We start from the raw sequence: 24948 nt of genomic DNA on the forward strand, positions 1-24948 counted from the left end.
GCTGGATTGGGGGCGCTTCGCACCCCAACGCGGGGCAAGCCCGCTCGCCACAGAAGCTCCAGTTTGCTGCGCGAAAGGAGCCTGCGACACTCAATCGCGCTCGAATACGGCTCTCGGAATTTTCCTGCAGGATTTTGGGCTGTGCATGAACTTGTTGAGCACGGCCCGCGCGCCTAGTCTTCGCTCCGTCATCGCAAAAAACGGTGACACGGACGTGCAAGTCCGACGAAACTGTTCACCCCCCAGCAAACCACCGAAACCTGCTCCCGATAGGGGTGTGTCAGTTACCAGTTCATCAACTGAACGCCTGCTGTCGGGAGCAAGCCCATCCCGCATTTGCACTTGATCGTTCCCAAAAAGGGTCCTATCGTTCCCTTATTGGGACTCTCTGGCCATCACCATGCAAACCCTATCGCTCAGCACCGCGCTTTTCACCGTCACTCAGCAAAAAGTGCTGGGCCTTCTGTTCGGCAAGCCCGAGAAAAGTTTTTTCACCAATGAAATCGCGCGCTGGGCTCAGGTGGGTAAGGGGAGTCTCACCCGCGAGCTGACGCGTTTACAGCTCGCCGGTATTTTGAGCGTGACGCGTCAGGGCAACCAGACCCATTACCAGGCCAACCCTCTGTGCCCGATCTACTCGGAGTTGCTGGCTATCGTACGCAAGACGCTTGGCCTGGACGAGCCATTGCGCAACGCACTGGCACCGTTCGCCGCGCGGATAACTTGGGCGTTTATCTACGGCTCCATCGCCAAAGATGAGGCGCACTCATCCAGTGACATAGATCTCATGCTGATCGGCGAAAGCCTCAACTACAGTGAAGTCATGGAGCAGCTCATGCCGCTGGAAGAGCAATTGGGCCGCACCATCAACCCGACGCTTTACACCCCTCAAGACTGGATCGGCAAATGGAATGCCGGCAACAGTTTTGTGCAGCGGGTCTTGCAGCAGGACAAGATCAATCTGATTGGGGGAACACCCCTGGAATCCACGGATGGACAGCAAGGCAAACCTGGAGAATCTGCAACGTAGTGGTTTGAAAGTCGAGCCGCCGGATCGCAATGAGTGTGATGGGCTGATGCGCTCGGCCCGTGACCGGTTGAAAGACGCCGCGACCGCGCAGCTATCGTTCGCCAGTCGTTTTGACCTGGCTTACAACGCCGCTCATGCCATGGCTCTCACAGCCTTGCGACCGCTATCCACTGAACATCACATTTTGATCTTCACTCAGCCCAAGTCAGCATTTGCTGATACTCCATTACTCCAACCGTAACGTTCCACCGCCCAGCTTGATTGATAGCCCCGCCCATTCACTCCTAAGGTAAGCCCACGACAGCAAACCCGTGGAGCAACCATGACAACAACAAGCACCCCGAACGCGCGCTGGACGCGGCGGCGCGACGAGAAGCGGCGGCGGCTCGGGCTGGTCTCGCACTTCGCAGACGGGGCCGTGTTGCCCGGCGACAGGATCGTCGAAGCCCTCCAGGCGCTGATCCTCCCCGGCGACCGCGTGGTGCTGGAGGGCAATAACCAGAAACAAGCCGATTTCCTCTCCCGTTCCCTGGCCAAGACCGACCCCGCCAAACTTCACGATTTGCACATGATCATGCCCAGCGTCGGTCGCTCCGAGCACCTGGACCTGTTCGAAAAAGGCATCGCGCGCAAGCTGGATTTCTCTTTCGCCGGCACTCAATCCCTGCGCATCAGCCAGTTGCTGGAAGACGGCCTGCTGGAAATCGGCGCGATCCACACCTACATCGAACTCTACGCGCGCCTGGTGGTGGACCTGATCCCCAACGTGGTGCTGTCGGCCGGGTTCATGGCCGACCGCGCTGGCAACATCTACACCGGCGCCAGTACTGAAGACACCCCGGCGCTGATCGAGCCTGCCGCCTTCAGCGATGGCATCGTCATCGTGCAGGTCAATCAGTTGGTGGACGACGTCAGTGACTTGCCCCGCGTCGACATCCCCGCCAGTTGGGTGGATTTCGTGGTAGTGGCCGACAAACCGTTCTACATCGAACCGCTGTTCACCCGCGATCCGCGCCATATCAAACCGGTGCATGTGCTGATGGCGATGATGGCGATCCGTGGCATCTACGAAAAACACAACGTGCAGTCGCTCAACCACGGCATCGGTTTCAACACCGCCGCGATTGAATTGATCCTGCCCACCTACGGTGAATCCCTGGGCCTGAAGGGCAAGATCTGCCGCAACTGGACCCTCAACCCGCACCCTACGCTGATCCCCGCCATCGAAAGCGGCTGGGTGCAAAGCGTGCATTGCTTCGGCACCGAACTGGGCATGGAAAACTACATCGCCGCCCGCCCGGACGTGTTCTTCACCGGCCGCGACGGCTCAATGCGCTCCAACCGGATGTTCAGCCAGCTGGCCGGCCAATACGCGGTGGACCTGTTCATCGGCGCCACCCTGCAAGTGGACGGCGACGGCCATTCCAGCACCGTCACCCGTGGCCGCCTCGCCGGTTTCGGTGGCGCGCCGAACATGGGCCACGACCCGCGCGGTCGTCGCCACGGCACCCCGGCGTGGCTGGACATGCGCCACGGCGACGCGCCTGAAGCGTTGCTTGAGCGCGGCAAGAAACTCGTGGTGCAAATGGTCGAGACCTTTCAGGAAGGCGGCAAGCCCACCTTCGTCGACACCCTCGATGCGGTGGACGTGGCGCGTAAAAGCGGCATGCCCCTGGCGCCGATCATGATCTACGGCGATGACGTCACCCATTTGCTCACCGAAGAAGGCATCGCCTACTTGTACAAGGCGCGCTCCCTCGAAGAGCGCCAGGCGATGATCGCCGCGGTTGCCGGGGTCACCGCCATCGGCCTGCGTCACAACCCCAAGGACACCGCGCGCATGCGCCGCGAAGGCTTGATCGCCTTGCCCGAAGACCTCGGCATCCGCCGCACCGACGCCACCCGCGAGCTGCTGGCCGCCAAGAGCGTGGCCGACCTGGTGGACTGGTCCGGTGGCCTGTACAACCCGCCCGCCAAATTCAGGAGCTGGTAAATGCGCGCTCTCAAACTGCATGAACTGAGCCTGGCCGATCGTCTTGCCGATCTGGCCGTCGATGCGCTGATCGATGAAGCCGACCTGTCGCCCAAACCCGCACTGGTGGACCGTCGTGGCAACGGCGCCCACCGCGATCTGCACCTGGGCCTGATGCATGCGTCGGCGTTGTCGCTGTGGCCGATGTTCAAGGCGATGGCTGAAGCGGCGCTGGAATGCGGCGAGGTAGGCGTGCCCCTGCGCGAAGCCCTCGGTCGTATCGGCCGCGAAGGCGAGCAGGCGATGCTCGTCACCACGGGCGGCGTGAACACCCATCGCGGGGCGATCTGGGCGCTCGGCCTGCTCACCGCCGCCGCTGCGCTGGCGCCACGCGCCATTACGCTGAACGCCGCCAGACTGGCCCTGCTCAACGACCGCCATGCGCCGCAGACCGCAAGCCACGGTGCCCAGGTTGCCCAGCGTTACGGCGCGCGCGGGGCCCGTGAAGAAGCCCAGCTTGGGTTTCCTTCGGTGATGCAACGCGGCCTGCCGCAACTGCACAAAAGCCGTCAGCAGCATGCCGGCGAACAGAACGCGCGCCTGGACGCCCTGCTCGCGATCATGACCGACCTGGCCGACACCTGCGTGCTCTACCGCGCCGGCCTTGAAGGTCAGCGGGCAATGCAGCAGGGCGCCCGGGCTGTGCTCGACGCTGGCGGCAGCGCCACCCTCGCCGGGCGCCGCCAGTTGCACGCACTCGACCAGCAACTGCTGGCGCTGAACGCCTCCCCCGGTGGCGCCGCCGACCTGTTGGCCGCCTGCCTGTTTATCGACCGCCTCGACGGAGCGTTGTGATGGAAACCCTGTCCTTTGAATTCCCTGCCGGGCAGCCGCCCAAAGGCCGTGCGCTGGTGGGCTGCGTCGGCTCGGGCGACCTGGAAGTGCTGCTGGAGCCGGGCACGCCCGGCACGCTGAGCATCCAGGTGCAGACCTCGGTGAACGGCGCGCAGCTGCGTTGGCAGCACTTGTTCGAACGCATCTTCCAGCAACCTACGCCCCCGGCGTTGAACATCGAGATCCATGATTTCGGCGCCACCCCGGGCGTGGTGCGCCTGCGCCTGGAGCAAGGCTTCGAGGAGATCGGCCATGACTGACTTGCTGAGCAGACACAGCTTCGTCGAACTCGGTGCCCGGCAGCGCGCCAGGGCCTTGCTGGACAGCGGCACGTTTCGCGAATTGATCGACCCGTTTCAACGCGTCATGTCCCCGTGGCTCAGCCGTCAGGGCGTGGTGCCCCAGGCCGATGACGGCGTGGTGATCGCCAAGGGCAGCATCGCCGGTCTGCCGGTGGTGATCGCCGCCATTGAAGGCAATTTCCAGGGCGGCAGCCTCGGTGAAGTGGGCGGCGCAAAAATCGCCGGGGCGCTGGAACTGGCGGCTGAAGACAACCGCAAGGGTATCGAGACCCGCGCCGTATTGTTGCTGGAAACCGGCGGCGTGCGCCTGCAGGAAGCCAACCTGGGCCTGGCCGCGATTGCCGATATTCACGCGGCGATTGTCGACCTGCGCCAATACCAGCCGGTGATCGGCGTGGTGGCGGGCAGTGTGGGTTGCTTCGGTGGCATGTCCATCGCGGCCGGGTTGTGCAGCTATCTGGTGGTCACCCGCGAAGCACGCCTGGGCCTGAATGGCCCGCAAGTGATCGAGCAGGAAGCGGGCCTGGAAGAATACGACTCCCGCGACCGCCCCTTTATCTGGAGCCTGACCGGTGGCGAGCAGCGCTTCAACAGCGGCCTGGCCGACCGTTACGTGGCCGACGATGTGGCGCAGCTCCAGCAGACCGTCACCGCGCTGTTGCAGCAAGGCGTGCCCGCACAGCAACGCAGCCGGCAGGCCGAGCATTACCTGGCGCGTTTGAACGAGCTGGATGCCTCGCCGCACATCGATGCGGCTACGGTTCGCGCGCTGTATCAGGGAGAACGCTCATGAGAGGGTTGCAGTGGTTTAACGCACTGAGCGCCGGCCCAGCAGCGGTCGCAGGGTTACCGGCCTCGCTGAAAGTCGCTGATGGCATGTTGGGTGGGCAGCCGGTGCGCTTTATTGCCGTGGTCACCGACCCGGATAACCGTTTCCCCCGTGCACGCACTGGCGAGGTCGGCCTGCTGGAGGGCTGGGGCCTGGCCAAGGCCGTGGACGATGCCATCGCCCGTGGCGACCAGCGCCCGATCATCGCCATCGTCGATGTGCCGAGCCAGGCCTACGGCCGGCGCGAAGAAGCCCTCGGCATCCACCAGGCCCTGGCCGCCGCCGCCGACAGTTATGCCCGCGCACGCCTGGCCGGGCACCCGGTGATCGCGCTGCTGGTGGGCAAGGCCATGTCCGGCGCGTTTCTCGCCCACGGCTACCAGGCCAACCGGTTGATTGCCCTGCGCGATCCGGGCGTGATGGTGCATGCCATGGGCAAGGCCTCGGCCGCGCGGGTGACGTTGCGCAGTGTCGAGGAGCTCGAAGCCCTGGCCGCCAGTGTGCCGCCCATGGCCTACGACATCGAAAGCTTTGCCAGCCTTGGCCTGCTGTGGGAGACCCTGTCGGTCAGCCAGATCGAACAGCCCACGGCGGACGATGTGGCGCGGGTCGGTGACTGCCTGCTCAAGGCCATCCGGGATGTAGACGGTCGTGACTTGAGCGGCCGCCTGGGCGCCAGCAATCGCGCCGCCTCCAGCCATGTGCGCCAGTTGCTGCGGGAGCAATGGTGAACGCCCACGACCTGCTCTGGGGCATGACCCCGGCGCAATTGCCCGCCGACGCCCCAGCCTGGGCGGTGGAGGCCATCAGCGCCGACCATCCGGTGGTGGTGCGCCGCGCCCTTGTCGCGCCGGGCCAGGTGGCGGTCGGTGTGCGCGGGCGTTTGCGCGAGCAGCGCTTTGCCACGCTGATGCCCATTGCGCAGGTGACACGGGGGGTGGCGCCGGAAGCGCTCGGCGCCGTGGTTTCGCCCCGGGACCTCCCGGCGCTGCGCGCGCTCGATCACCTGCGCCCGCTGTTGGGTCAGTACGCCTGGGGCGTCACCGGCAGCGCCGGCTTTGAATTGGCGACTGGCATTGAAGCACTGCATGCCCACAGCGATCTGGATTTGATTCTGCGCAGCCCCGAGCGGCTTGAGCGCGGCGACGCGCGGGACCTGCTGGCCGTCCTCGACACAGCGGGGTGCGTCGTCGACCTGCAACTGCAAACCCCGTCCGGCGCCGTGGCCCTGCGCGAATGGGCCGGCGAGTCGCGCCGCGTGCTGCTCAAAACCTGCGGCGGTGCGCAGCTGGTTACCGATCCCTGGCAGGCCGTGGCATGAGCAGTCTGCTGGTGTTTCCGGGGCAGGGCGCGCAACGGTCGGGCATGCTTGCGCAACTGCCCGCCGAGGTATTGGACGAGGCCAGCGCTGCCCTCGGTGAAGAGGTGCGCCAACTCGATTCGGCGCAGGCCCTCGCCTCGACCCGCGCCGTTCAGCTGTGCCTGTTGATCGCAGGCGTCGCCCACGCTCGGTTGTTGCAGCACACGCCGGATTACGTCGCGGGCCTGTCCATCGGCGCCTACCCGGCGGCGGTGATCGCCGGGGCCCTGGACTTTGCCGATGCGCTCAGGCTGGTGGCCCTGCGCGGCGAGCTGATGCAAAGCGCTTATCCCCAGGGCTACGGCATGACCGCGCTGATCGGCCCCGAGTTATCCACCGTCGAAACCCTGCTGGCCGAGATCCACAGCGCCGAAACGCCGGTGTACCTGGCCAATATCAATGCCGATAACCAGACCGTCATCGCCGGCAGCGATGAGGCCATGCAGCGCGTCGCCGACCGCATCAAGGGCAATGGCGTTGCCAGGCGCCTGGCCGTCAGCGTGCCGTCCCACTGCGCGCTGCTTGAACAATCAGCCCAGGCGCTGGCGCAGGCGTTCGTGCCCCTCACCAAACCGCGTATCACCTACCTGAGCAGCACCCGCGCGCGGCCCATTCACAACCCCGAGCAGTTGCGCGATGACCTGGCCTTCAACATGTGCCGCATCGTCGACTGGCGCGGCACTGTGCAAAGCGCCTACGAGCGCGGTGTGCGCCTGCAGATCGAACTGCCCCCCGGCGCCGTGCTCACCGGCCTGTCACGTCGCGTGTTTGACCAGGGCACGGTGATCGCCTGCGAAGGTGCGCGCCTGGACACCCTTCAGGCCCTGCTGCAAGAGGAGGAACGCCGCCACCGATAAAGCACCACCCAAGGCTTTCGAAGCACAACAACAAAAACGTTCGAACGACACTTTGAGGACAACGACAATGATTATCTACGGTGTGGCATTGCTGGCGATCTGCACGCTGGCGGGCGTGATCATGGGCGACATGCTGGGCGTGTTGCTGGGTGTCAAATCCAATGTGGGCGGGGTGGGGATCGCGATGATCCTGCTGATCTGCGCGCGTTTGTGGATGCAAAAGCGCGGCGGCATGACCAAGGATTGCGAAATGGGCGTGGGCTTCTGGGGCGCCCTGTACATCCCGGTAGTGGTGGCGATGGCGGCGCAACAGAACGTGGTCACCGCGTTGCACGGCGGCCCGGTGGCGGTACTCGCGGCGATCGGTTCAGTGGTGGTATGCGGGTGCACCATCGCCCTGATCAGCCGCACACACAAGGGCGAGCCGTTGCCGCCCGAAGAGCCGTTGATCCTCGCTGCGGGAGGTCGCTGACATGTGGGACCTCATCGAGAAAGGCCTGGAACATAACGGTCTGATCACCGCGTTTGCCTTCGTCGGCGTTGTCATGTGGATGTCGGTGGTGCTGTCCAAACGCCTCACGTTCGGACGCATTCACGGTTCGGCGATTGCCATCGTGATTGGCCTGGTGCTGGCCTGGGTGGGCGGCACGTTGACCGGCGGGCAAAAGGGCCTGGCGGATCTGGCGCTGTTCTCCGGCATCGGCCTGATGGGCGGCGCAATGCTGCGTGACTTCGCCATCGTCGCCACCGCGTTTGAGGTGCAGGCCACCGAAGCGCGCAAGGCCGGGATGATCGGTGTGGTCGCGCTGCTGCTGGGCACAGTCCTGCCGTTTATCGTCGGTGCGAGCATGGCCTGGGTGTTTGGCTATCGCGATGCGGTCAGCATGACCACCATCGGCGCGGGCGCCGTGACGTACATCGTCGGCCCGGTAACCGGTGCGGCGATTGGCGCGACCTCGGATGTGATGGCGCTGTCGATTGCCACCGGGTTGATCAAGGCGATTCTGGTGATGGTGGGCACGCCGGTGGCGGCGCGCTGGATGGGGTTGGACAACCCGCGTTCGGCGATGGTTTTTGGGGGATTGGCCGGCACGGTCAGCGGGGTGACGGCGGGGCTGGCGGCGACGGACCGGCGGTTGGTGCCGTATGGGGCGTTGACGGCGACGTTCCATACCGGGCTTGGGTGTTTGCTGGGGCCTTCGTTGTTGTACTTCATTGTGCGGGGGCTGGTGGGCTGAATTCGAGGTGGGTGGCGGCGGGTCTGGCGCTATCAGGCTCGCAGCTGCCGATTGGCATACATCCGACACTCCGCCAGCAACGCCAGCAAGTTCGGATCTCGCTCCTTGGCCTTCAAGAACACCACCCCAATCTGCTGCTGCAAGCGGTACCTGGCTTGCAGCGGTATCAGCTTCACGCGGTTCTCGTACACCGCCGCAATCCGCCCGGGCAGCAGGGCATAACCCACGCCGGAACTGACCATGCTCAGTAAGGTGAAGATGTCGTTGACCTGCATCGCCACCTTCGGCTCGAACCCCGCCTGCTTGAATACGCGATTGCCATCCTGATGGGTGGCGAAGCCCTGGGTGAGGGTGATGAAAGTGGCGTCGCGCACATCGGCCAGGTCGATCTCCTGCTCGCGGTCGAAGGGTGAGTCGGCGGGCGTGGCGAGGAAAATATCGTCGGAAAACAGCGCAATCTGCTCGCAGTCGGGGTCGTTGGCGTGTTCGTCCAGTGAGATGAGGATCGCGTCCACTTCCATGTTCTTGAGCTTGTAGAGCAGGTCGAAATTGGAGCCCAGGATCAGGTCGATGTTGAGTTCGCTGCGGCGGATCTTCAGGCCCATGATCAGTTGCGGCACGGTCTTTACGGTCAGCGAGTAGAGCGAGCCGAGCTTGAAACGCTCGGCGGAGAAACCGGCGGCTTCGCGAGTGAGGCGCACACTGTCGACCACGTCGGCCACCAGTTTTTGTGCACGTTCTTCCAGCACATAGGCACTTTCCAGCGGCGTAAGGTTGCGCCCCTCGTGCTTGAACAACGGGCAGCGCAGGGCGTTTTCCAGGGAGTGAATGGCGCGGTGCACGCTGACGTTGCTGGTGTGCAACTCGGCGGCGGCGCGGGCCAGGTTGCCGGTGCGCATGAACGCCAGAAAGATTTCCAGCTTCTTGAGGGTGAACTCTTCGTCGATCAGCATGGCCATGGCTCGGGTTCGAATGCGCTCGATTGTGCCTGCAAACGCGCGGCGCTCCCAGTCAGGAACAACACACGGCACTTGCACTCTGATGCGCAAGGCTGGACGCTTGCCAGCTTGTTCTTTTGGGTGACGTGAGGTTGACGACAGATGTACCACGGAGAACGATTCAACGCCTGGAGCCATTTGCTCGGAGCCGTCGCGGCGAGTGTGGGCGCCGTGTGGATGTTGGTGGTGGCGAGCCTGGACGGCAGCCCCTGGAAGATCGTCAGCGTGGCGATTTATGGCTTTACGTTGATGGTGCTGTACAGCGCCTCGACGGTGTACCACAGCGTGCAGGGCCGGCGAAAAGAGATCATGCAGAAGGTTGATCACTTTTCGATCTATTTATTGATCGCTGGCAGCTATACGCCGTTTTGCCTGGTGACGCTGCGCGGGCCGTGGGGCTGGACGCTGTTCGGGATTGTGTGGGGGCTGGCGGTGATCGGCATCCTGCAGGAGATCAAGCCGCGCTCCGAAGCACGGATCCTGTCGATTGTGATCTATGCCGTGATGGGCTGGATCGTGCTGGTGGCGGTCAAGCCGCTGCTCGCCGCGCTGGGCACGGCGGGGTTTGCGTGGCTGGCGTCGGGCGGAGTGCTGTACACGGTGGGCATTATCTTTTTTGCATTGGAAGATCGGCTGCGGCATTCCCACGGGATCTGGCACTTGTTCGTGATCGGCGGCAGCCTGCTGCATTTTGTGGCGATCATGCATTACGTGCTCTGATCCATAGACGGCAGGCGCTCGCTTCTGCCGTTATAGCGTAGCCAACTGTTTTTGTGCCCATTGGCTGGCGATGTTCAGCAACTTCGCCAGCATATGCGGCGGCGGCTCGTCGGCCCGGGTCAGGGCGTAGAGGGTGATCGGCAGCGGCGGGGTGAGTGTGCGGATGCAGGTGGTGGCGGTGGATGCGCCAAGCGCGGTAAAGGGGTCGATCACGGTCAGGCCGGCGCCGGACTCGACCATGGCGCGGGCCAGCGAGTAAGTCTGCACCGATATCGTCACGTGCGGTGGCGGGTTGACATTTTCCAGGTAACTGTCGAGTTTGGTGGCCAACGGGTCGGCGCTGGAAAGGCCGATCAGCGGAGCTCCCGCCAGGTCGGCCAGGGGCAATGGCTGGCTCAGCTGCGCGTCGGGCCAGTAACCCTTGGACGCCAGCGCCACCAGCACGCCGTTGGCCAGTACTTGGGTGGTAAGCCCCGGATGGCCGGAAAAATTCAGCGTCAGCGCCAGGTCAATCTCGCGCATCAACAGTTTCTGCACCAGCTCGCGGCTGTGGTCGCTGGACAGCTCGCAGGCGATGTCCGGGTAGTCGCGCCGCCATTCCAAAACCGCTGGCGGCAACAACGACAATGCCAGTGCCGGGATCGCACCAATACGCACGCTGTGTCCCGGCGCGCGGCGCAAACTCCTGGCCAGGCGCCTCACGCTCTGCAGGCTCTCGGTCACTTTCTCGACTTCGCGCTCCAGCGCCAGGGCTTCCGGCGTGGGCTGCAATTTGCCGCGTACCCGCAGAAACAGCGGGAAGCCCAGTTGCAGTTCGGCATGCTGCAATACCTTGGTGACGGCCGGTTGCGAGACGTGCAGCAACTGCGCCGCAGCGCTGACCGAGCCGGTCTGGCGGATAGCCTGGAAGATTTCGATATGACGCAAGCGCATGGCGAGTCCATAACCTTTGTTTATAGGTGCACCATCTTTATTCATTGTCGGCGGCCTGTCACCTGGCCCTACGCTGAGCGCCTCTTAATCAACGGCTGGGGGCTGGGATGGCCAGGCAGGTTTGCATCATCGGGGGTGGGGTTATCGGCCTGGCGAGCGCTTATGCGTTGGTGCGTGCCGGCCATGAAGTGACGCTGATCGAGGCGCGCGACAGCCTGGCCAGCGAAACCAGTTACGCCAATGGCGGGCAGTTGTCCTATCGCTATGTTGCCCCGCTGGCCGACGCCGGGGTGCCGCTGCAAGCGATCGGCTGGTTGCTGCGCGGTGACTCGCCATTGAAGCTGCGCCCGCGCCTCGACCCCCGGCAATGGCGCTGGATGGCCGCCTTCATCGGCGCCTGCCGTGGATCGGTGAACAAGCGCAATGCCACGCACCTGCTGCGCCTGGCCTCCCTGAGCCAGGACACCTTGCAGCAATGGCGCGAGGAAGATTGCCTGGGCGACTTCGACTGGCGACGCAATGGCAAGCTGGTGACGTTTCGCAACGCCAATACCTTTGAACATGCCCGCAGAAAAGCGGCCAATGTTCTGCAACAGCAGGTGTTGTCTGCTAGCGATTGCGCGCGCCTGGAACCGACGCTGACGGGTGATGATTTTGTCGGCGGGATCTACACGCCCAACGAGGAAGTGGCGGATTGTCATGCCTTTTGCCAGCAATTGGCGGCGCGGCTTGAAGCATCGGGGCGTTGCACGTTTTTGTTGGGGCGCAGGGTCACCGGGATTCGTCACACCGACGGAGTGGTGCACACCCTCCAATTGGGTGATGAGGTAATGCCGACCGAGCACGTGGTGCTGGCGGCAGGGCATCGCAGCGCGCAATTGGGCTTGCCGGGGTTATCACTGCCGCTGTATCCGCTCAAGGGCTACAGCCTGAACGTGCCGATTGGCGCGCAGCACCAGGCGCCGAATGTGAGCATCACCGACTATGACCGCAAGATCGTCTACGCGCGCATCGGTGAGCAACTGCGCGTAGCTGCCATGGTGGATATCGTCGGTTTTGATGCCAGCCTTGAGCCCAAACGGCTGGCCCTGATGAAACGCCAGGCCCTGGAGACTTTTCCGTTGGCCGGCGACTACGCCCACGCGGTGGAGTGGGCCGGCATGCGCCCGGCCACGCCGACTGGCGTGCCGCTGATTGGTGCCAGTGTTTATCGCAACCTGTGGCTGAACCTCGGTCACGGCGCCCTCGGTTTTACCTTGGCCAGCGGCAGCGCCCAGCTGTTGGCTGAACTGATCAACCAACAGGTTCCTTCCATTGACATGCAGGGCCTGACGCCCCGCGCCGCTTGAGGATGCCCCATGACCATCGACCGAATCAGCAGCAACGAGCGTCTCAGTGGCGCAGTCACTTTCAAGGACCTGGTGTTCCTCTCGGGCCAGGTGCCGGGCGACGGGCTGGACGTGATGACGCAAACCCGCGAAGTGCTGGCCAAGATCGATGCGCTGTTGGCCGAGGCGGGCAGCGATAAGGATCATCTGCTGAACGCGACGATTTACTTGAAGGACATCGGCAGCGGTTTTGCACCGATGAACGAGGTGTGGTCCGCGTGGCTGTCGCCGGGGATGGCGCCTGCACGCACCGCCCTGCAAGCGGAGCTGGCGCGGCCGAATGTGCTGGTGGAAATCAGCGTGATTGCCGTACGTAAATAACTCGAAGACCAACGGAGCATAACAATGAAAAATATCCTGTTGACCGGCTGCACCCTGGGGCTTTTGTTTGGCGCGCAGGCTTATGCGACTCAAGCCCCTTTGGACGGCACGCTAAGCAAGATCGCCAATGCCAAGTCCATCACCCTGGGCTATCGCGATGCGTCGGTGCCGTTTTCCTACGTGGGTGATAACAGTGGCAAACCCATGGGCTATTCGGTGGACCTGGCCAGCAAGATCGTCGAGCGTATCCAGCAGAAAACCGGGGTGGCCAACCTCAACGTCAAGTACAACCTGGTGACCTCACAGACCCGTATTCCGCTGGTGCAGAACGGCACCGTCGACCTGGAATGCGGCTCTACCGGGGTGACGGCCGACCGGCAGAAGCAGGTGGCGTTTTCCTATGGGTTTATTTACGTGAAGGGGCAATTGCTGACGGCGAAGGACAGCGGCATCAAGGGCTTTGCCGACCTCAATGGCAAGAACGTGGTCACCACCGCCGGAACCACCAACGAACGATTCCTCAAGAGCTATAACGCCGAACATGAGGCCAATATGTTTGTGATCAGCGCCAAGGACCACGGTGAAGCGTTCAAGATGCTCGAGACAGGCCGCGCCGTGGCGTTCTACATGGACGACGCGTTGCTCTACGGCGAGCGTGCCAAGGCCAGGGACCCGCATCACTGGGTGGTCGTGGGCGAAGAGCAATCGCGGGAGATCTACAGCTGCATGGTGCGCAAGGACGACCCGCAGTTTCTCGCGGTGGTCAACGAGGCGCTCGGCGACCTGTACCGCAGTGGCGAGATTAATGGGATTTACCAGCGCTGGTTCGAACAGCCGATCCCGCCGAAGGGCTTGAACCTGGAGTTCCCGATGACCAGCGAGCTGAAGGCGATTATTGCCAAACCGGTGAGTGACCCGGTGGAGTGATAACCCAATCCAAATGCGGGAGCGGGCTTGCTCGCGAAGATGGAGTGTCAGCCAGTGTATTGGGCGACTGATCCACCGCATTCGCGAGCAAGCCCGCTCCCACATGTTTGATTGAGTTTGCAAGGCAAGGTTAGAAGTCGCCCCAGAGTTGTTGGGCGACGGCCAGCGCGACTACGGGCGCGGTCTCGGTGCGCAGCACGCGCGGGCCGAGGCGGGCGGCGTGGTAGCCGGCGGTTTGCGCGATTTCGACTTCTTTGTCGGTCAGCCCACCCTCCGGCCCGATCAGGAACGCCAGGTTCGCCGGCTTCGCATGGCTGACCATCGGCTCGGCCACCGGGTGCAGCACCAGCTTCAAATCCGCCTCGGTCTGCTTCAGCCAGTCCGCCAGCAACAGCGGCGGATGAATCACCGGCACCGTCGAACGCCCACATTGCTCGCACGCGCTGATCGCCACCTGGCGCCAGTGCTGCAGGCGTTTGTCGGCGCGTTCGTCTTTAAGGCGCACTTCACAGCGCTCGCTGAAAATCGGCGTGATGGCGTTGACGCCCAGCTCGGTGGCTTTCTGGATCGCCCAGTCCATGCGTTCGCCACGCGAGAGGCCCTGGCCGAGGTGGATGTGCAGGGGCGATTCAGCTTGGCCAGCGAAGCTTTCGGTGAGTTGCACGGTGACGCGTTTTTTACCCACATCCAGCAGGCTGCCCAGGAACTCCTCGCCGGAACCGTCGAATAATTGCACGGCGTCGCCTTCGACCATGCGCAGCACCCGGCTGATGTAGTGCGCCTGGGCTTCGGGCAGCTCATGCTCGCCAAGGCTCAGCGGCGCGTCGGTAAAAAAGCGGGACAGTCTCATGTCTGTTCTCTGAAGAGGGTTATGCAGCAGCGAGCAAGCTCGCCTCTGCAAGGAATGGGTCGATCAACCCGGATCACGGAAGCCTGGGTGGAAGTCCGTCGGCACCGCCACGCTGATGTTGCTGTTGGTCGCGATGTCGATGCCTTCGCTGGCTACTTCTGCGAGGAAGTCGATCTGCTCCGGCGTAATCACATACGGCGGCAGGAAATACACCACGCTGCCCAGTGGCCGCAACAGCGCGCCGCGCTCCAGGGCGTGCTCGAAGACCTTGAGGCCACGGCGTTCCTGCCATGGGTAGGCGGTCTTGGTGGCTTTGTCCTGCACCATCTCGATGGCCAGCACCATGCCGGTCTGGCGCACTTCCGAGACGTGGGGATGGTCCACCAGGTGCGCGGTGGCCGTGGCCATGCGCTGGGCCAGGGCCTTGTTGTTCTCGATGACGTTGTCTTCTTCGAAAATATCCAGGGTTGCCAGGGCCGCGGCGCAGGCCAGCGGGTTGCCGGTGTAGCTGTGCGAATGCAGGAACGCGCGCAGGGTGGGGTAGTCGTCGTAGAAGGCGTCGTAGACGTCGTCGGTGGTGACCACGGCCGCCAACGGCAGGTAGCCGCCGGTGAGGGCTTTGGACAAGCACAGGAAGTCCGGGCGGATGCCGGCTTGTTCACAGGCGAACATGCTGCCGGTGCGGCCAAAGCCCACAGCGATTTCATCGTGGATCAGGTGCACGCCGTAGCGATCACACGCTTCGCGCAGCAACTTGAGGTACACCGGATGGTACATGCGCATGCCGCCGGCGCCCTGGATCAGCGGCTCGACGATGACGGCGGCGACGGTGTCGTGGTGGTCGGCGAGGGTCTGTTCCATCGCCAGGAACATCGTGCGCGAGTGTTCTTCCCAGCTCACGCCCTCGGGGCGCAGGTAGCAGTCGGGGCTTGGCACTTTAAGGGTGTCGAGCAGCAGCGCCTTGTAGGTTTCGGTAAACAGCGGCACGTCGCCTACCGACATCGCTGCGATGGTTTCGCCGTGGTAACTATTGGTGAGGGTGACGAAGCGTTTTTTATTCGGCAGGCCGCGGTTGAGCCAGTAGTGAAAGCTCATCTTCAAGGCGACTTCGATGCACGACGAACCGTTGTCGGCGTAAAAGCAGCGGGTCAGGCCTTCGGGCGTCATTGCCACCAGGCGCTCGGACAGCTCGATCACCGGCTGGTGGCTGAAACCGGCGAGGATCACGTGTTCGAGCTGGTCGACCTGGTCCTTGATGCGCTGGTTGATACGCGGATTGGCGTGGCCAAACACGTTGACCCACCATGAACTGACAGCGTCGAGGTAGCGCTTGCCTTCGAAGTCTTCCAGCCACACGCCTTCACCGCGTTTGATCGGGATCAACGGCAGTTGCTGGTGGTCTTTCATCTGGGTGCAGGGATGCCACAGCACCGCAAGGTCGCGCTGCATCCACTGGTTATTCAGGCCCATCGGTGATCTCCTCGAAGCGGTCCTGCGCTGGCGCAGGTGAAACAATCGCGCAAGCCTATGCAATGGGCGGCTGTGTCACAACCCATTACGGATGAATTGGCAGTAAACGCGGGACGGTGTGTCACGTTTATTCCGGATAGTCCTTAATCCGATGTTAATTTACTGTTCATACCCTCCAGATCGTATTTTTCGATATTTCAAAGCGAAATTTTCGGCTTTAATTCGATAAGTAAATCGCTAGTCTTGGGCGCAGCACTTACGGGATTAAGTACATGCAGTTACGCAATTCTTCGGCCCGTTACGGTTGGGTCAGCATGGTTCTGCATTGGGGCGTGGCCCTGGTGGTGTTCAGTCTGTTTGCGCTGGGCCTGTGGATGGTCGGCCTGGACTATTACAGCGCGTGGCGCAAAGAGGCGCCGGACCTGCACAAGAGCATTGGCATCACGCTGTTCGCCATCATGCTGGTCCGGGTGGTGTGGCGCCTGCTCAGCCCGCCGCCACCGGCGCTGGCCAGCTACAGCCGCATGACCCGTATCGGTGCCGCCTTCGGCCATCTCTTTCTGTACGTGGGCCTGTTTGCGGTGATGATTGCCGGTTACCTGATTTCCACCGCAGACGGTGTCGGGATCCCGGTGTTTGGCTTGTTTGAAATTCCCGCGCTGGTTTCCGGTCTACCGGACCAGGCAGACACCGCCGGCTGGGTGCACCTGTACCTGGCCTGGGTGTTGGTGGTCTTCGCCGGCTTGCATGGCGTGGCTGCGTTGAAACACCACTTTATCGATCGTGATGTGACCCTGCTGCGAATGCTGGGGCGCAAAGCCTGATGTTCAACCTCGACTCACAAGGAATAGAAAGCATGTTGAAAAAGACCCTCGCTGCTCTGGCAATCGGTACCGCGCTGCTGTCCGCAGGTCAGGTAATGGCCGCTGACTACAAGATCGACAAGGAAGGCCAGCACGCCTTCATCGACTGGAAAATCAGCCACCTGGGCTACAGCTACATTCACGGTACCTTCAAGGATTGGGATGGCTCGTTCAGCTGGGATGCCGCCAAGCCTGAAGCCAGCAAAATCGCAGTCGACGTGAAGACCGCGAGCCTGTGGTCCAACCACGCCGAGCGTGACAAGCACATCGCCAGCAAAGACTTCCTGGACGTTGCCAAGTTTGCCGATGCCAAGTTCGTGTCGACCGCCGTCAAATCCACCGGCGAGAAAACCGCTGACGTGACCGGCGACCTGACCTTCCACGGCGTGACCAAGCCCGTGGTATTCAAGGCCACCTTCAACGGGGAAGGCAAGGATCCATGGGGCGGCGAACGTGCTGGCTTCAATGCCAAGACCACGCTTAACCTGACCGACTTCGGCATCAAGGGCCCAGGCCCGACGTCGCAGACCGTCGACCTGGACATCTCGCTGGAAGGCGTGAAGCAGAAGTAATTTTCGCGCCTGAATGCGTTCAGTGTGGGAGGGGGCAAGCCCCCTCCCACATTTTTGATCTGTGTCACAGGCAAAAAAATGCCCCGTCTCCAAAGAGCCGGGGCATTTTTTATGGCGTTTTGAAACTCAGCGGTTGCGGGTCAGCAGCGCTGGTTTCTCACCACGAGGACGGCCTGGCAGTTGATCCAACTGCTCGGGTGTCGGGAAGCGGTCGGCTTTCGACTCCTTGTGGATAATCTTCGGCGCCGTGCCACTGCGCGGGTTCTGCACGGCCGGCTCGGAGGAGCGTTGTGGCTCGTCACGGGCCGGGCGGCGATTGTTGCTGCGCGAGTCTTCGCGGCGGGCCTGGCCGTCACGCGGTGCGCCGTTGCGCGGGCCGCTGCGTTTGGCCGGCGGGGTGCCGGTGGTGCCACCGCTGCTGTTGCGTGGGCCGTTCTGGCGAGCGCCTTGGGGCTGACCGCCACGTGGCGCAGATGTGCCAGCGCCTTGTGCCGGAGCACCCGGACGCCGACCACGGCCCTGAGCCGGTTTGGCCTGAGGCACGTAGTCGACGCGGTTACCGAAGTTGTCCACATCGTCGTCCAGGAACTCGTCCGGGGCACGGTCCGACGCGGCGCGTGGCGGCTGGCTCGGCTGACGCTGTTCGCGCGCCGGAGTGCCTTCACGGGGCTTCTGCTCGCGGGCCGGGCGTTCGCCACGGGCATTGGCCGGCGCCTTGTCCTTGCCGCCCTTGTCCTTGCCCTTGTCGCGACGGCCACCGCCGCCACCGCCACCGTTGGGGCCATCGCCCTTCGGACCGCGTGGGTTGCGCGGGTTACGCACGTCTGGACGCTCGCGCACTTCTGGCTTTTCGGCCTCTACGGCGCTGGAGTCAAAGCCCATCAGGTCGCCGTCAGCGATTTTCTGCTTGGTCATGCGCTCGATGCTTTTAAGCAGTTTTTCTTCGTCCGGTGCAACCAGCGAGATGGCTTCGCCCGAACGACCGGCCCGGCCGGTACGGCCGATACGGTGCACATAGTCTTCGTCGACGTTTGGCAACTCGAAGTTGACCACGTGCGGTAACTGGTCGATATCCAGGCCGCGCGCGGCGATATCGGTGGCCACCAGGATGCGCACAGTGCCGGCCTTGAAGTCGGCCAGGGCTTTGGTGCGCGCGTTCTGGCTCTTGTTGCCGTGGATGGCGACGGCGGTGAGGCCGTGCTTGTCCAGGTACTCGGCCAGGCGGTTGGCGCCGTGCTTGGTGCGGGTGAATACCAGCACCTGTTCCCACGCACCGTGGGTGATCAGGTGCGCCAGCAGCGAGCGCTTGTGGCTGGCGGCCAAGCGGAAGACGCGTTGTTCGATACGCTCGACCGTGGTGTTGGGCGGCGTGACTTCAATACGTTCCGGGTTGTGCAGCAGCTTGCCAGCCAGGGCGGTGATGTCATTGGAGAACGTCGCCGAGAACAGCAGGTTCTGACGTTTGGCCGGCAGGCGGGCGAGGACCTTTTTCACATCATGGACAAAGCCCATGTCGAGCATGCGGTCGGCTTCGTCCAGCACGAGGATTTCCACGTGGGACAGATCGACGCTGCCTTGGCCGCACAGGTCGAGCAAGCGACCCGGGCAGGCGACCAGCACGTCAACGCCACGGGACATGGCCTGAACCTGCGGGTTCATGCCGACGCCGCCGAAGATGCAGGCGCTGACGAACTTCAGATCGCGGGCATACAGCTTGAAGCTGTCGTGCACTTGGGCTGCGAGTTCGCGGGTGGGGGTCAGGACCAGTACGCGCGGTTGGCGCGGGCCGTGACGCTGGGATTTGTCCGGGTGACCGTTGGGGAACAACCGCTCCAGAATCGGGAGGGCGAAACCGCCGGTTTTACCAGTACCTGTCTGCGCCGCAACCATCAGGTCGCGACCTTGCAACACGGCGGGAATAGCCCGCTGTTGCACCGGAGTAGGCTCGGTATAGCCCGCTGCCTCGATGGCGCGGACTAAAGCCTCGGAGAGACCGAGGGAAGCAAAGGACATGAGTAATCCTGTTTTAGTTAGGGCTTGGCCCAAAGGGATAATCTTGCCGGGCGTGAATGGCGCTTAGGGGAGCGTAATCCCGTCCGGTCCTGCTGCGTCTGGCGGGCACTCCACCGGCTCGCGCGGGCTGCAAAGCTGCGCTGTAGCGGGGTTGGGTGCCTTTTTCAAGACCTCAGCGGCCGGGCGTAAGCCTGGCGGGAAGGCCGGAGTATAACAGAGCAATCACTTTACGCCGCTTTCCTGCTGCTCAACGGTGCCTTGCGCTGCAGAAATGGCCTGGCTCCCGGCATATTTGGCGCTTAGGGCGGCGTAGGCAGGCTCCTGCTTGAAGCGTTTGAGCTCGGCGGCAAAGCGCTGTACCAGCAGGTCCATGCCTGCGCCACGGCGCACGGCGAGAAACTGCGGCTGGCGGTTGATCACCAGGGATGCCTGGCTGACCTTGTCCTGCAGCGCAAGGCGCTTGATCAGGTGTTGCCCTACACGGCGGTCGGTAATGGCCAGGTCGATGCGTCCGAGCAGCAGCTTGCCGAAGTTGGCTTCATGGCTCGCGGCGGGCTCGCGCTTGAACTGCGGGGCGTCATTGAAGCCGTCGGCATACAGGTAACCTGGCGACGTACCCACCGTCAGCCCGGCAAGATCGTCCAGGGAACTGGCCGGGTGCGGGCGGTCGTTGGCATAGAACAACACGAATTCCACGGTCGACAGCGGTTCGCTGGGGTACAGCAGCTGGGCGTCGCGCTCATGGTTTCGGAAGATATCCAGCACACCATCGGCGTGGCCCTGCTCGAGCATCGCCAGGCAGCGCTTCCAGGGCAGGAACTGCCATTGCACCTCCACGCCCAGGCGCTCGAACACAATGACCGTGGTTTCATAGTCGAGCCCGCGCATGGTGCCCTTGTCGTCGTACACATAGGGCGCCCAGGGCTCGGTGACAATGCGCAATGTCTCGCCGTGAGCGGCCAGGCTCAGGCAAGTGAAAAGGGCAGCGCTCAACAGCTTGAAAAGGGCAGGCATGCCCTGAGATTACGACGCTCCAGCACTAAAGAGAAGCGCTGGCACGGGCTTTTGCGGCGAGGGCTATTGACTCGGCGTGGTCATCAGGTGCTGGTAGATTGCCGTGCGCCGCTGGCCCAGAATCAGGCGCACCACGGGGTTGGCGAACCAGTGTTCAAGCTCGTGGGCATCGAGGGGGCGTTTCTGGCGCTCTTCCTGATTCTGTCGTGCCTTGTCCCACCAAACCGGGCCACATGCCTGATCGAATTCGTTTTCGTGTTCGTAGCAGCCGTAGAGAATTTCGCGGATGAACTGTTGCTGATGCTTGGGCAGCATCAGCGTGATCAATTTATACATCAGGCGTTGCACGCGTGGCGGGCGTGGCAGGTGCGCGGACACCTGGCGCGTGTCGGCCAACGCCTGCGCGCTGGTGGGCGCTGCCGCGTGCTTGGCGATCCACGCCTTGACCTTGGCCCGGAACAGCTGCTTGCGGCTCCAGTAATGGTGGATCAGGTCCGGGCATTCGCGCACGTTGACGGTGCGGTAGGCGGCAATCGACAGGCAGAACTCTTCCAGGGTGTAGGCGCCCTGGGCGTGGGGGAACAGCTCGTCCATCAGTTCAATCGAGCGATCCAGCACCGCCACATCCTGCCGGGTCAGGCCCATGACCCCGGAGTTGAGGGTCATCATGTCATCGTCCGCCACCCCCATGTCCAGCAGGCGCTGGTGCAGCGCGCTGTAGAGAATGCTTTCGTGGTTGTCGCCGTATCGGGTGTAGAAGGCGTTGCACAGCAGGGTGCCGGGCTGCACGCGTTCGAACAGGGCCAGGGGCGAATGGTGGAAGAAGGTATCGGTGTCGATCAGCATCGCCACCGGCGACTCTTCGAGCACCTGGCGCAACACCACGTGTTTGGTGCGAAAGTGGTAGCCGTGGGGCTCGCTCCAGCGTTTGCGCGTGGCTTCGTCCAGCGGGCGCACACGCACCGGTAGCAGGCGATACGGCTCGGGGTTATCGCTGAATACCTGAATATCCACGGCGTCCGGAGTGGCCTGCAGAAAAGCCAGCGCGCTGGCGATGCTGAAGACGGCTTCCTGGTGGTAGGTCTCGGAGCCGAAGACCAGGTACACCAGTTGCGGGCGGGAAGTCGGGGACGCTGTATTCATGGACGGCTGGGTTCCGTGGGCAGGTAAAACGTCAAAGGCCCTCGTAAAGACGAGGGCCTTGGCACGGTCGGGCAAACTTCAGCGTGGCAGCTTGAGGTTGTTCCAGATGGCCAGGCTGGGCTCGGTCTGGTTCAGGGTATAGAAGTGCAACCCTGGCGCGCCACCTTGCAACAATTGTTCACACATCTCGGTGATGACCTGCTCGCCGAACGCCTGGATGCTCTTGACGTCGTCTCCATAGGCTTCCAGTTGCTTGCGCACCCAGCGTGGGATCTCGGCCCCGCAGGCGTCGGAAAAGCGCGCCAGCTTGCTGTAGTTGGTGATCGGCATGATGCCCGGCACGATCGGGATGTTCACGCCCATGGCCTGAACGCGCTCGACAAAATAGAAATAACTGTCGGCGTTGAAAAAGTACTGGGTGATCGCGCTGTCGGCGCCGGCGTTGGCCTTGCGCACGAAATTTTGCAGATCGTGTTCGAAATTGCGCGCCTGCGGATGCATCTCCGGGTAAGCCGCCACTTCGATGTGGAAGTGATCGCCGCTTTCCTCGCGGATGAAGCTCACCAGTTCATTGGCGTAGCGCAGCTCGCCGCTGGCCATGCCCATGCCGGATGGCAGGTCGCCACGCAAGGCGACGATGCGCCTGATGCCGGCGGCTTTGTATTGGGTCAGCAGGCCGCGCAGATCGGCCTTGCTGTCGCCCACGCACGACAAGTGCGGCGCGGCGGGAACCTTGATTTCATTTTCCAGCTGCAACACGGTGTTGATCGTGCGATCACGGGTCGAACCGCCGGCGCCGTAGGTGCAGGAGAAGAAGTCGGGGTTGAAGCTGGCTAACTGCTTGGCAGTTGCCATCAGTTTTTCATGCCCAGCATCGGTTTTGGTCGGGAAGAACTCGAAGCTGTAGCGACGGTCTTGGGACATGGTAATACCCTTGGAAACTCGAAAGCCTGGAAGGCATACGCAATCGATGCGGGTGCCTGGCTTTCTGTGGGAGCTGGCTTGCCTGCGATAGCATCAGCTCGGTGTTACTGGAACACCGAGGCGTCTGCATCGAGGGCAAGCCCGGCTCCCACAGAAGAGCCGGCGCCAGCAAGGCCGATCAGTAGCGGTAAGCGTGCGGCTTGAACGGGCCTTCGACCGTCACGCCGATGTAGTCGGCCTGGGTCTTGGTCAGTTGGGTCACCACGCCGCCGAAGCCGCGGACCATTTCCAGGGCCACTTCTTCGTCGAGTTTCTTGGGCAGTACTTCCACGGTCAGGCGCTCGGCTTTCTGGGCGGGCGACAGGTCGGCGTACTTCTGTTCGAACAGGAAGATCTGCGCCAGTACCTGGTTGGCGAACGAGCCGTCCATGATGCGGCTTGGGTGACCGGTGGCGTTGCCCAGGTTAACCAGGCGGCCTTCGGCCAGCAGGATCAGGTAGTCGTCGTTCTGTGGATCGAACTGGCCGGCGCCGGTGCGGTGAACCTTGTGCACCTGCGGCTTCACTTCTTCCCATGCCCAGTTTTTGCGCATGAAAGCGGTGTCGATCTCGTTGTCGAAGTGGCCGATGTTGCACACCACGGCGCGCTTTTTCAGGGCCTTGAGCATGTTCGCATCACAGACATTCACGTTACCGGTGGTGGTGACGATCAGGTCGATCTTGCCCAGCAGGGCCTTGTCGATGCTTGCCTCGGTGCCGTCATTGACGCCATCGATGAACGGCGAAACCACTTCGAAACCGTCCATGCAGGCCTGCATGGCGCAGATCGGGTCAACTTCGGAAACCTTGACGATCATGCCTTCCTGACGCAGGGACTGGGACGAACCCTTGCCCACGTCACCATAACCGATCACCAGCGCTTGCTTGCCCGACAGCAGGTGGTCGGTGCCGCGCTTGATGGCATCGTTGAGGCTGTGACGGCAACCGTACTTGTTGTCGTTCTTGCTCTTGGTCACCGAGTCGTTGACGTTGATGGCCGGGATTTTCAGTTCGCCCTTGGCCAGCATGTCCAACAGGCGGTGCACGCCGGTGGTGGTTTCTTCGGTCACGCCGTGGACGCGGTCGAGGATGGCCGGGTACTTCTTGTGCAGCAGCTCGGTCAGGTCGCCGCCGTCGTCGAGGATCATGTTGGCATCCCATGGCGCGCCATCCTTGAGGATGGTTTGCTCCAGGCACCATTCGTACTCTTCTTCGGTCTCGCCTTTCCAGGCGAATACCGCGATACCGGCAGCGGCGATGGCAGCAGCGGCCTGGTCCTGAGTCGAGAAAATGTTGCACGACGACCAACGCACTTCGGCACCGAGGGCAACCAGGGTTTCGATCAGCACGGCAGTCTGGATGGTCATGTGGATGCAGCCGAGAATCTTCGCGCCCTTGAGCGGCTGCTCAGCGGCGTACTTGCGACGCAGACCCATCAGGGCAGGCATTTCGGATTCGGCGATAAAGGTTTCGCGACGGCCCCAGGCGGCGAGGGACATGTCGGCGACTTTGTAGTCATTGAATTCTGCAGGCGTGATGACAGCGCTCATAGAGAGCCTCCATTCGTAGTGTGCGAATGGGCGCCGTTGTGCGTTTGGTATCCAGCCGTGAAACCTGGCCGGGCAACGCCCCATCCGAGCCTGACAGGGTGAACCTGCTGCAGCGCCCCTCGGACAGGTGGCGGGAGAACGGTGGTGGCCGTTCTGAATCGGGGGCGATTATAGCTTTCTTTATCCGGCCGGTGGCAAGTAACAAGCGACACGCTGCAAGTAAAAGCGAATCGGCTTTTACTTGCAGCGTGTCGCTTGAAACTTGAAGCTGGGGGGTGAACTCTATCGTTCAAACCCCTCGGAGCCCGTCACCCATGAACTTCCACACCCGCAAATGGGTTAAACCCGAAGACCTCAACCCCAACGGCACCCTGTTCGGCGGCAGCCTGCTGCGCTGGATCGACGAAGAAGCGGCGATCTATGCGATTGTCCAGCTGGGCAACCAGCGCGTCGTCACCAAATATATCTCCGAAATCAACTTCGTCAGCGCCTCGCGCCAAGGCGACATCATCGAGCTGGGCATTACGGCCACCGAGTTCGGCCGAACCTCCATCACGCTCACCTGTGAAGTGCGCAACAAGATCACCCGCAAGAGCATCCTGACCGTCGAGAAAATGGTCTTCGTGAACCTCGGCGAGGACGGTTTGCCCGCGCCGCACGGGCGTACCGAGATCAAGTACGTGAAGGACCAATTCCAGGGAGATGGCCTCAGCGAATAATACTGCCGGGGCCAGTGAACGCT

Annotated in this window: 26 protein-coding genes, 1 pseudogene and 1 riboswitch; of the genes and pseudogenes, 18 read left to right on the forward strand and 9 right to left on the reverse strand. The window is 62.7% G+C overall.

Annotated elements, in window-relative coordinates; genetic code table 11:
• Positions 1 to 400: 400 nt before the first annotated feature.
• From TU75_RS02745 to madM, 11 genes and pseudogenes are all read left to right on the forward strand, one after another.
• On the forward strand, positions 401 to 1030 hold the full coding sequence (locus TU75_RS02745; RefSeq protein WP_060548143.1) for a nucleotidyltransferase domain-containing protein: 630 nt from the start codon (positions 401 to 403) through the stop codon (positions 1028 to 1030).
• A pseudogene (locus TU75_RS02750) lies at positions 993 to 1190 on the forward strand (hypothetical protein); the annotation flags it as partial. The gene TU75_RS02745 and the pseudogene TU75_RS02750, both read left to right, overlap by 38 nt.
• Before the next feature lie 162 nt (positions 1191 to 1352).
• Positions 1353 to 3023 carry a malonate decarboxylase subunit alpha gene (gene mdcA, locus TU75_RS02755; protein WP_060548144.1) on the forward strand — a complete coding sequence of 557 codons (1671 nt, stop codon included), beginning with the start codon at positions 1353 to 1355 and terminating at the stop codon, positions 3021 to 3023.
• Positions 3024 to 3857 carry a triphosphoribosyl-dephospho-CoA synthase gene (locus tag TU75_RS02760; RefSeq protein ID WP_003234576.1) on the forward strand — a complete coding sequence of 278 codons (834 nt, stop codon included), beginning with the start codon at positions 3024 to 3026 and terminating at the stop codon, positions 3855 to 3857.
• Positions 3857 to 4156 carry a malonate decarboxylase subunit delta gene (locus TU75_RS02765; protein WP_060548145.1) on the forward strand — a complete coding sequence of 100 codons (300 nt, stop codon included), beginning with the start codon at positions 3857 to 3859 and terminating at the stop codon, positions 4154 to 4156. Before TU75_RS02760 ends, TU75_RS02765 begins: the two co-directional genes overlap by 1 nt.
• Positions 4149 to 4991 (forward strand): biotin-independent malonate decarboxylase subunit beta, encoded by an 843-nt coding sequence (locus tag TU75_RS02770; RefSeq protein ID WP_015373203.1) that lies wholly within the window; start codon positions 4149 to 4151, stop codon positions 4989 to 4991. The genes TU75_RS02765 and TU75_RS02770 overlap by 8 nt, the downstream gene beginning before the upstream one ends.
• A complete protein-coding gene (gene mdcE, locus TU75_RS02775) occupies positions 4988 to 5758 on the forward strand; it encodes a biotin-independent malonate decarboxylase subunit gamma (protein ID WP_060548146.1) in 771 nt (256 codons plus the stop codon). The genes TU75_RS02770 and mdcE overlap by 4 nt, the downstream gene beginning before the upstream one ends.
• Complete coding sequence (locus TU75_RS02780) at positions 5752 to 6348, forward strand: malonate decarboxylase holo-ACP synthase (protein WP_060548147.1); 597 nt, start codon at positions 5752 to 5754, stop codon at positions 6346 to 6348. Before mdcE ends, TU75_RS02780 begins: the two co-directional genes overlap by 7 nt.
• A complete protein-coding gene (gene mdcH, locus TU75_RS02785) occupies positions 6345 to 7244 on the forward strand; it encodes a malonate decarboxylase subunit epsilon (protein ID WP_060548148.1) in 900 nt (299 codons plus the stop codon). Before TU75_RS02780 ends, mdcH begins: the two co-directional genes overlap by 4 nt.
• A 67-nt stretch (positions 7245 to 7311) precedes the next feature.
• Entirely contained in the window at positions 7312 to 7716 is a 405-nt protein-coding gene (gene madL, locus TU75_RS02790; protein WP_003234565.1) for a malonate transporter subunit MadL, read from the forward strand.
• A 1-nt stretch (position 7717) separates the two neighbouring features.
• Positions 7718 to 8482: a malonate transporter subunit MadM gene (gene madM / locus TU75_RS02795; RefSeq protein WP_060548149.1), complete on the forward strand. Its 765-nt coding sequence runs from the start codon at positions 7718 to 7720 to the stop codon at positions 8480 to 8482.
• Positions 8483 to 8514: 32 nt separating this feature from the next.
• Here the strand turns inward: madM and TU75_RS02800 are convergent, their stop codons facing one another.
• Positions 8515 to 9435, reverse strand: coding sequence for a LysR family transcriptional regulator (locus tag TU75_RS02800; protein ID WP_015373201.1), 921 nt, complete (start codon positions 9433 to 9435; stop codon positions 8515 to 8517).
• 147 nt (positions 9436 to 9582) lie between these two features.
• Here TU75_RS02800 and trhA point away from each other — a divergent pair, with 147 nt between their 5' ends.
• On the forward strand, positions 9583 to 10200 hold the full coding sequence (gene trhA / locus TU75_RS02805; RefSeq protein WP_003234562.1) for a PAQR family membrane homeostasis protein TrhA: 618 nt from the start codon (positions 9583 to 9585) through the stop codon (positions 10198 to 10200).
• A 30-nt stretch (positions 10201 to 10230) separates the two neighbouring features.
• Here trhA and TU75_RS02810 read toward each other — a convergent pair whose 3' ends face one another.
• On the reverse strand, positions 10231 to 11133 hold the full coding sequence (locus TU75_RS02810) for a LysR family transcriptional regulator (RefSeq protein WP_003234560.1): 903 nt from the start codon (positions 11131 to 11133) through the stop codon (positions 10231 to 10233).
• A gap of 107 nt (positions 11134 to 11240) precedes the next feature.
• Between TU75_RS02810 and TU75_RS02815 the strand changes: the two genes are divergently transcribed.
• From TU75_RS02815 to TU75_RS02825, 3 genes are read left to right on the forward strand one after another with little or no spacing between them, the layout of a single operon-like run.
• Positions 11241 to 12482 (forward strand): D-amino acid dehydrogenase, encoded by a 1242-nt coding sequence (locus tag TU75_RS02815; protein WP_060548150.1) that lies wholly within the window; start codon positions 11241 to 11243, stop codon positions 12480 to 12482.
• 9 nt (positions 12483 to 12491) lie between these two features.
• Entirely contained in the window at positions 12492 to 12842 is a 351-nt protein-coding gene (locus TU75_RS02820) for a RidA family protein (protein ID WP_060548151.1), read from the forward strand.
• A gap of 24 nt (positions 12843 to 12866) precedes the next feature.
• Positions 12867 to 13769 carry a transporter substrate-binding domain-containing protein gene (locus TU75_RS02825; protein ID WP_003234555.1) on the forward strand — a complete coding sequence of 301 codons (903 nt, stop codon included), beginning with the start codon at positions 12867 to 12869 and terminating at the stop codon, positions 13767 to 13769.
• 130 nt (positions 13770 to 13899) lie between these two features.
• Here the strand turns inward: TU75_RS02825 and TU75_RS02830 are convergent, their stop codons facing one another.
• On the reverse strand, positions 13900 to 14619 hold the full coding sequence (locus TU75_RS02830) for a 16S rRNA (uracil(1498)-N(3))-methyltransferase (RefSeq protein WP_003234553.1): 720 nt from the start codon (positions 14617 to 14619) through the stop codon (positions 13900 to 13902).
• Between the two features lie 63 nt (positions 14620 to 14682).
• Positions 14683 to 16089 carry an adenosylmethionine--8-amino-7-oxononanoate transaminase gene (locus TU75_RS02835; protein ID WP_003234550.1) on the reverse strand — a complete coding sequence of 469 codons (1407 nt, stop codon included), beginning with the start codon at positions 16087 to 16089 and terminating at the stop codon, positions 14683 to 14685.
• A 272-nt stretch (positions 16090 to 16361) separates the two neighbouring features.
• On the opposite strand from TU75_RS02835, the gene TU75_RS02840 reads away from it, so the two are divergent.
• Positions 16362 to 16913, forward strand: a complete 552-nt coding sequence (locus TU75_RS02840; protein WP_060548152.1) for a cytochrome b — start codon at positions 16362 to 16364, stop codon at positions 16911 to 16913.
• 32 nt (positions 16914 to 16945) lie between these two features.
• Positions 16946 to 17524 (forward strand): YceI family protein, encoded by a 579-nt coding sequence (locus TU75_RS02845; protein WP_003234547.1) that lies wholly within the window; start codon positions 16946 to 16948, stop codon positions 17522 to 17524.
• A gap of 126 nt (positions 17525 to 17650) precedes the next feature.
• On the opposite strand, the gene rhlE2 is transcribed toward TU75_RS02845, so the two are convergent.
• The 5 genes from rhlE2 to ahcY form a co-directional block, all read right to left on the reverse strand.
• Entirely contained in the window at positions 17651 to 19537 is a 1887-nt protein-coding gene (rhlE2, locus tag TU75_RS02850) for an RNA helicase RhlE2 (RefSeq protein WP_060548153.1), read from the reverse strand.
• Positions 19538 to 19759: 222 nt separating this feature from the next.
• On the reverse strand, positions 19760 to 20551 hold the full coding sequence (locus tag TU75_RS02855; RefSeq protein ID WP_003234544.1) for a substrate-binding periplasmic protein: 792 nt from the start codon (positions 20549 to 20551) through the stop codon (positions 19760 to 19762).
• A 63-nt stretch (positions 20552 to 20614) separates the two neighbouring features.
• Positions 20615 to 21694 carry a hypothetical protein gene (locus TU75_RS02860; protein WP_003234542.1) on the reverse strand — a complete coding sequence of 360 codons (1080 nt, stop codon included), beginning with the start codon at positions 21692 to 21694 and terminating at the stop codon, positions 20615 to 20617.
• Positions 21695 to 21772: 78 nt separating this feature from the next.
• Complete coding sequence (gene metF, locus TU75_RS02865; protein ID WP_060548154.1) at positions 21773 to 22618, reverse strand: methylenetetrahydrofolate reductase [NAD(P)H]; 846 nt, start codon at positions 22616 to 22618, stop codon at positions 21773 to 21775.
• Positions 22619 to 22796: 178 nt separating this feature from the next.
• The gene (gene ahcY / locus TU75_RS02870) at positions 22797 to 24206 is read right to left on the reverse strand and encodes an adenosylhomocysteinase (RefSeq protein WP_015373191.1); all 1410 of its coding nucleotides are present in this window, start codon (positions 24204 to 24206) and stop codon (positions 22797 to 22799) included.
• Between the two features lie 21 nt (positions 24207 to 24227).
• Positions 24228 to 24333: riboswitch (S-adenosyl-L-homocysteine riboswitch) on the reverse strand.
• 187 nt (positions 24334 to 24520) lie between these two features.
• Here ahcY and TU75_RS02875 point away from each other — a divergent pair.
• Positions 24521 to 24925: an acyl-CoA thioesterase gene (locus tag TU75_RS02875; protein WP_003234538.1), complete on the forward strand. Its 405-nt coding sequence runs from the start codon at positions 24521 to 24523 to the stop codon at positions 24923 to 24925.
• Positions 24926 to 24948 lie beyond the last annotated feature (23 nt).

The sequence above is a fragment of the Pseudomonas poae genome (assembly GCF_001439785.1).
Taxonomy (GTDB): domain Bacteria; phylum Pseudomonadota; class Gammaproteobacteria; order Pseudomonadales; family Pseudomonadaceae; genus Aquipseudomonas; species Aquipseudomonas poae.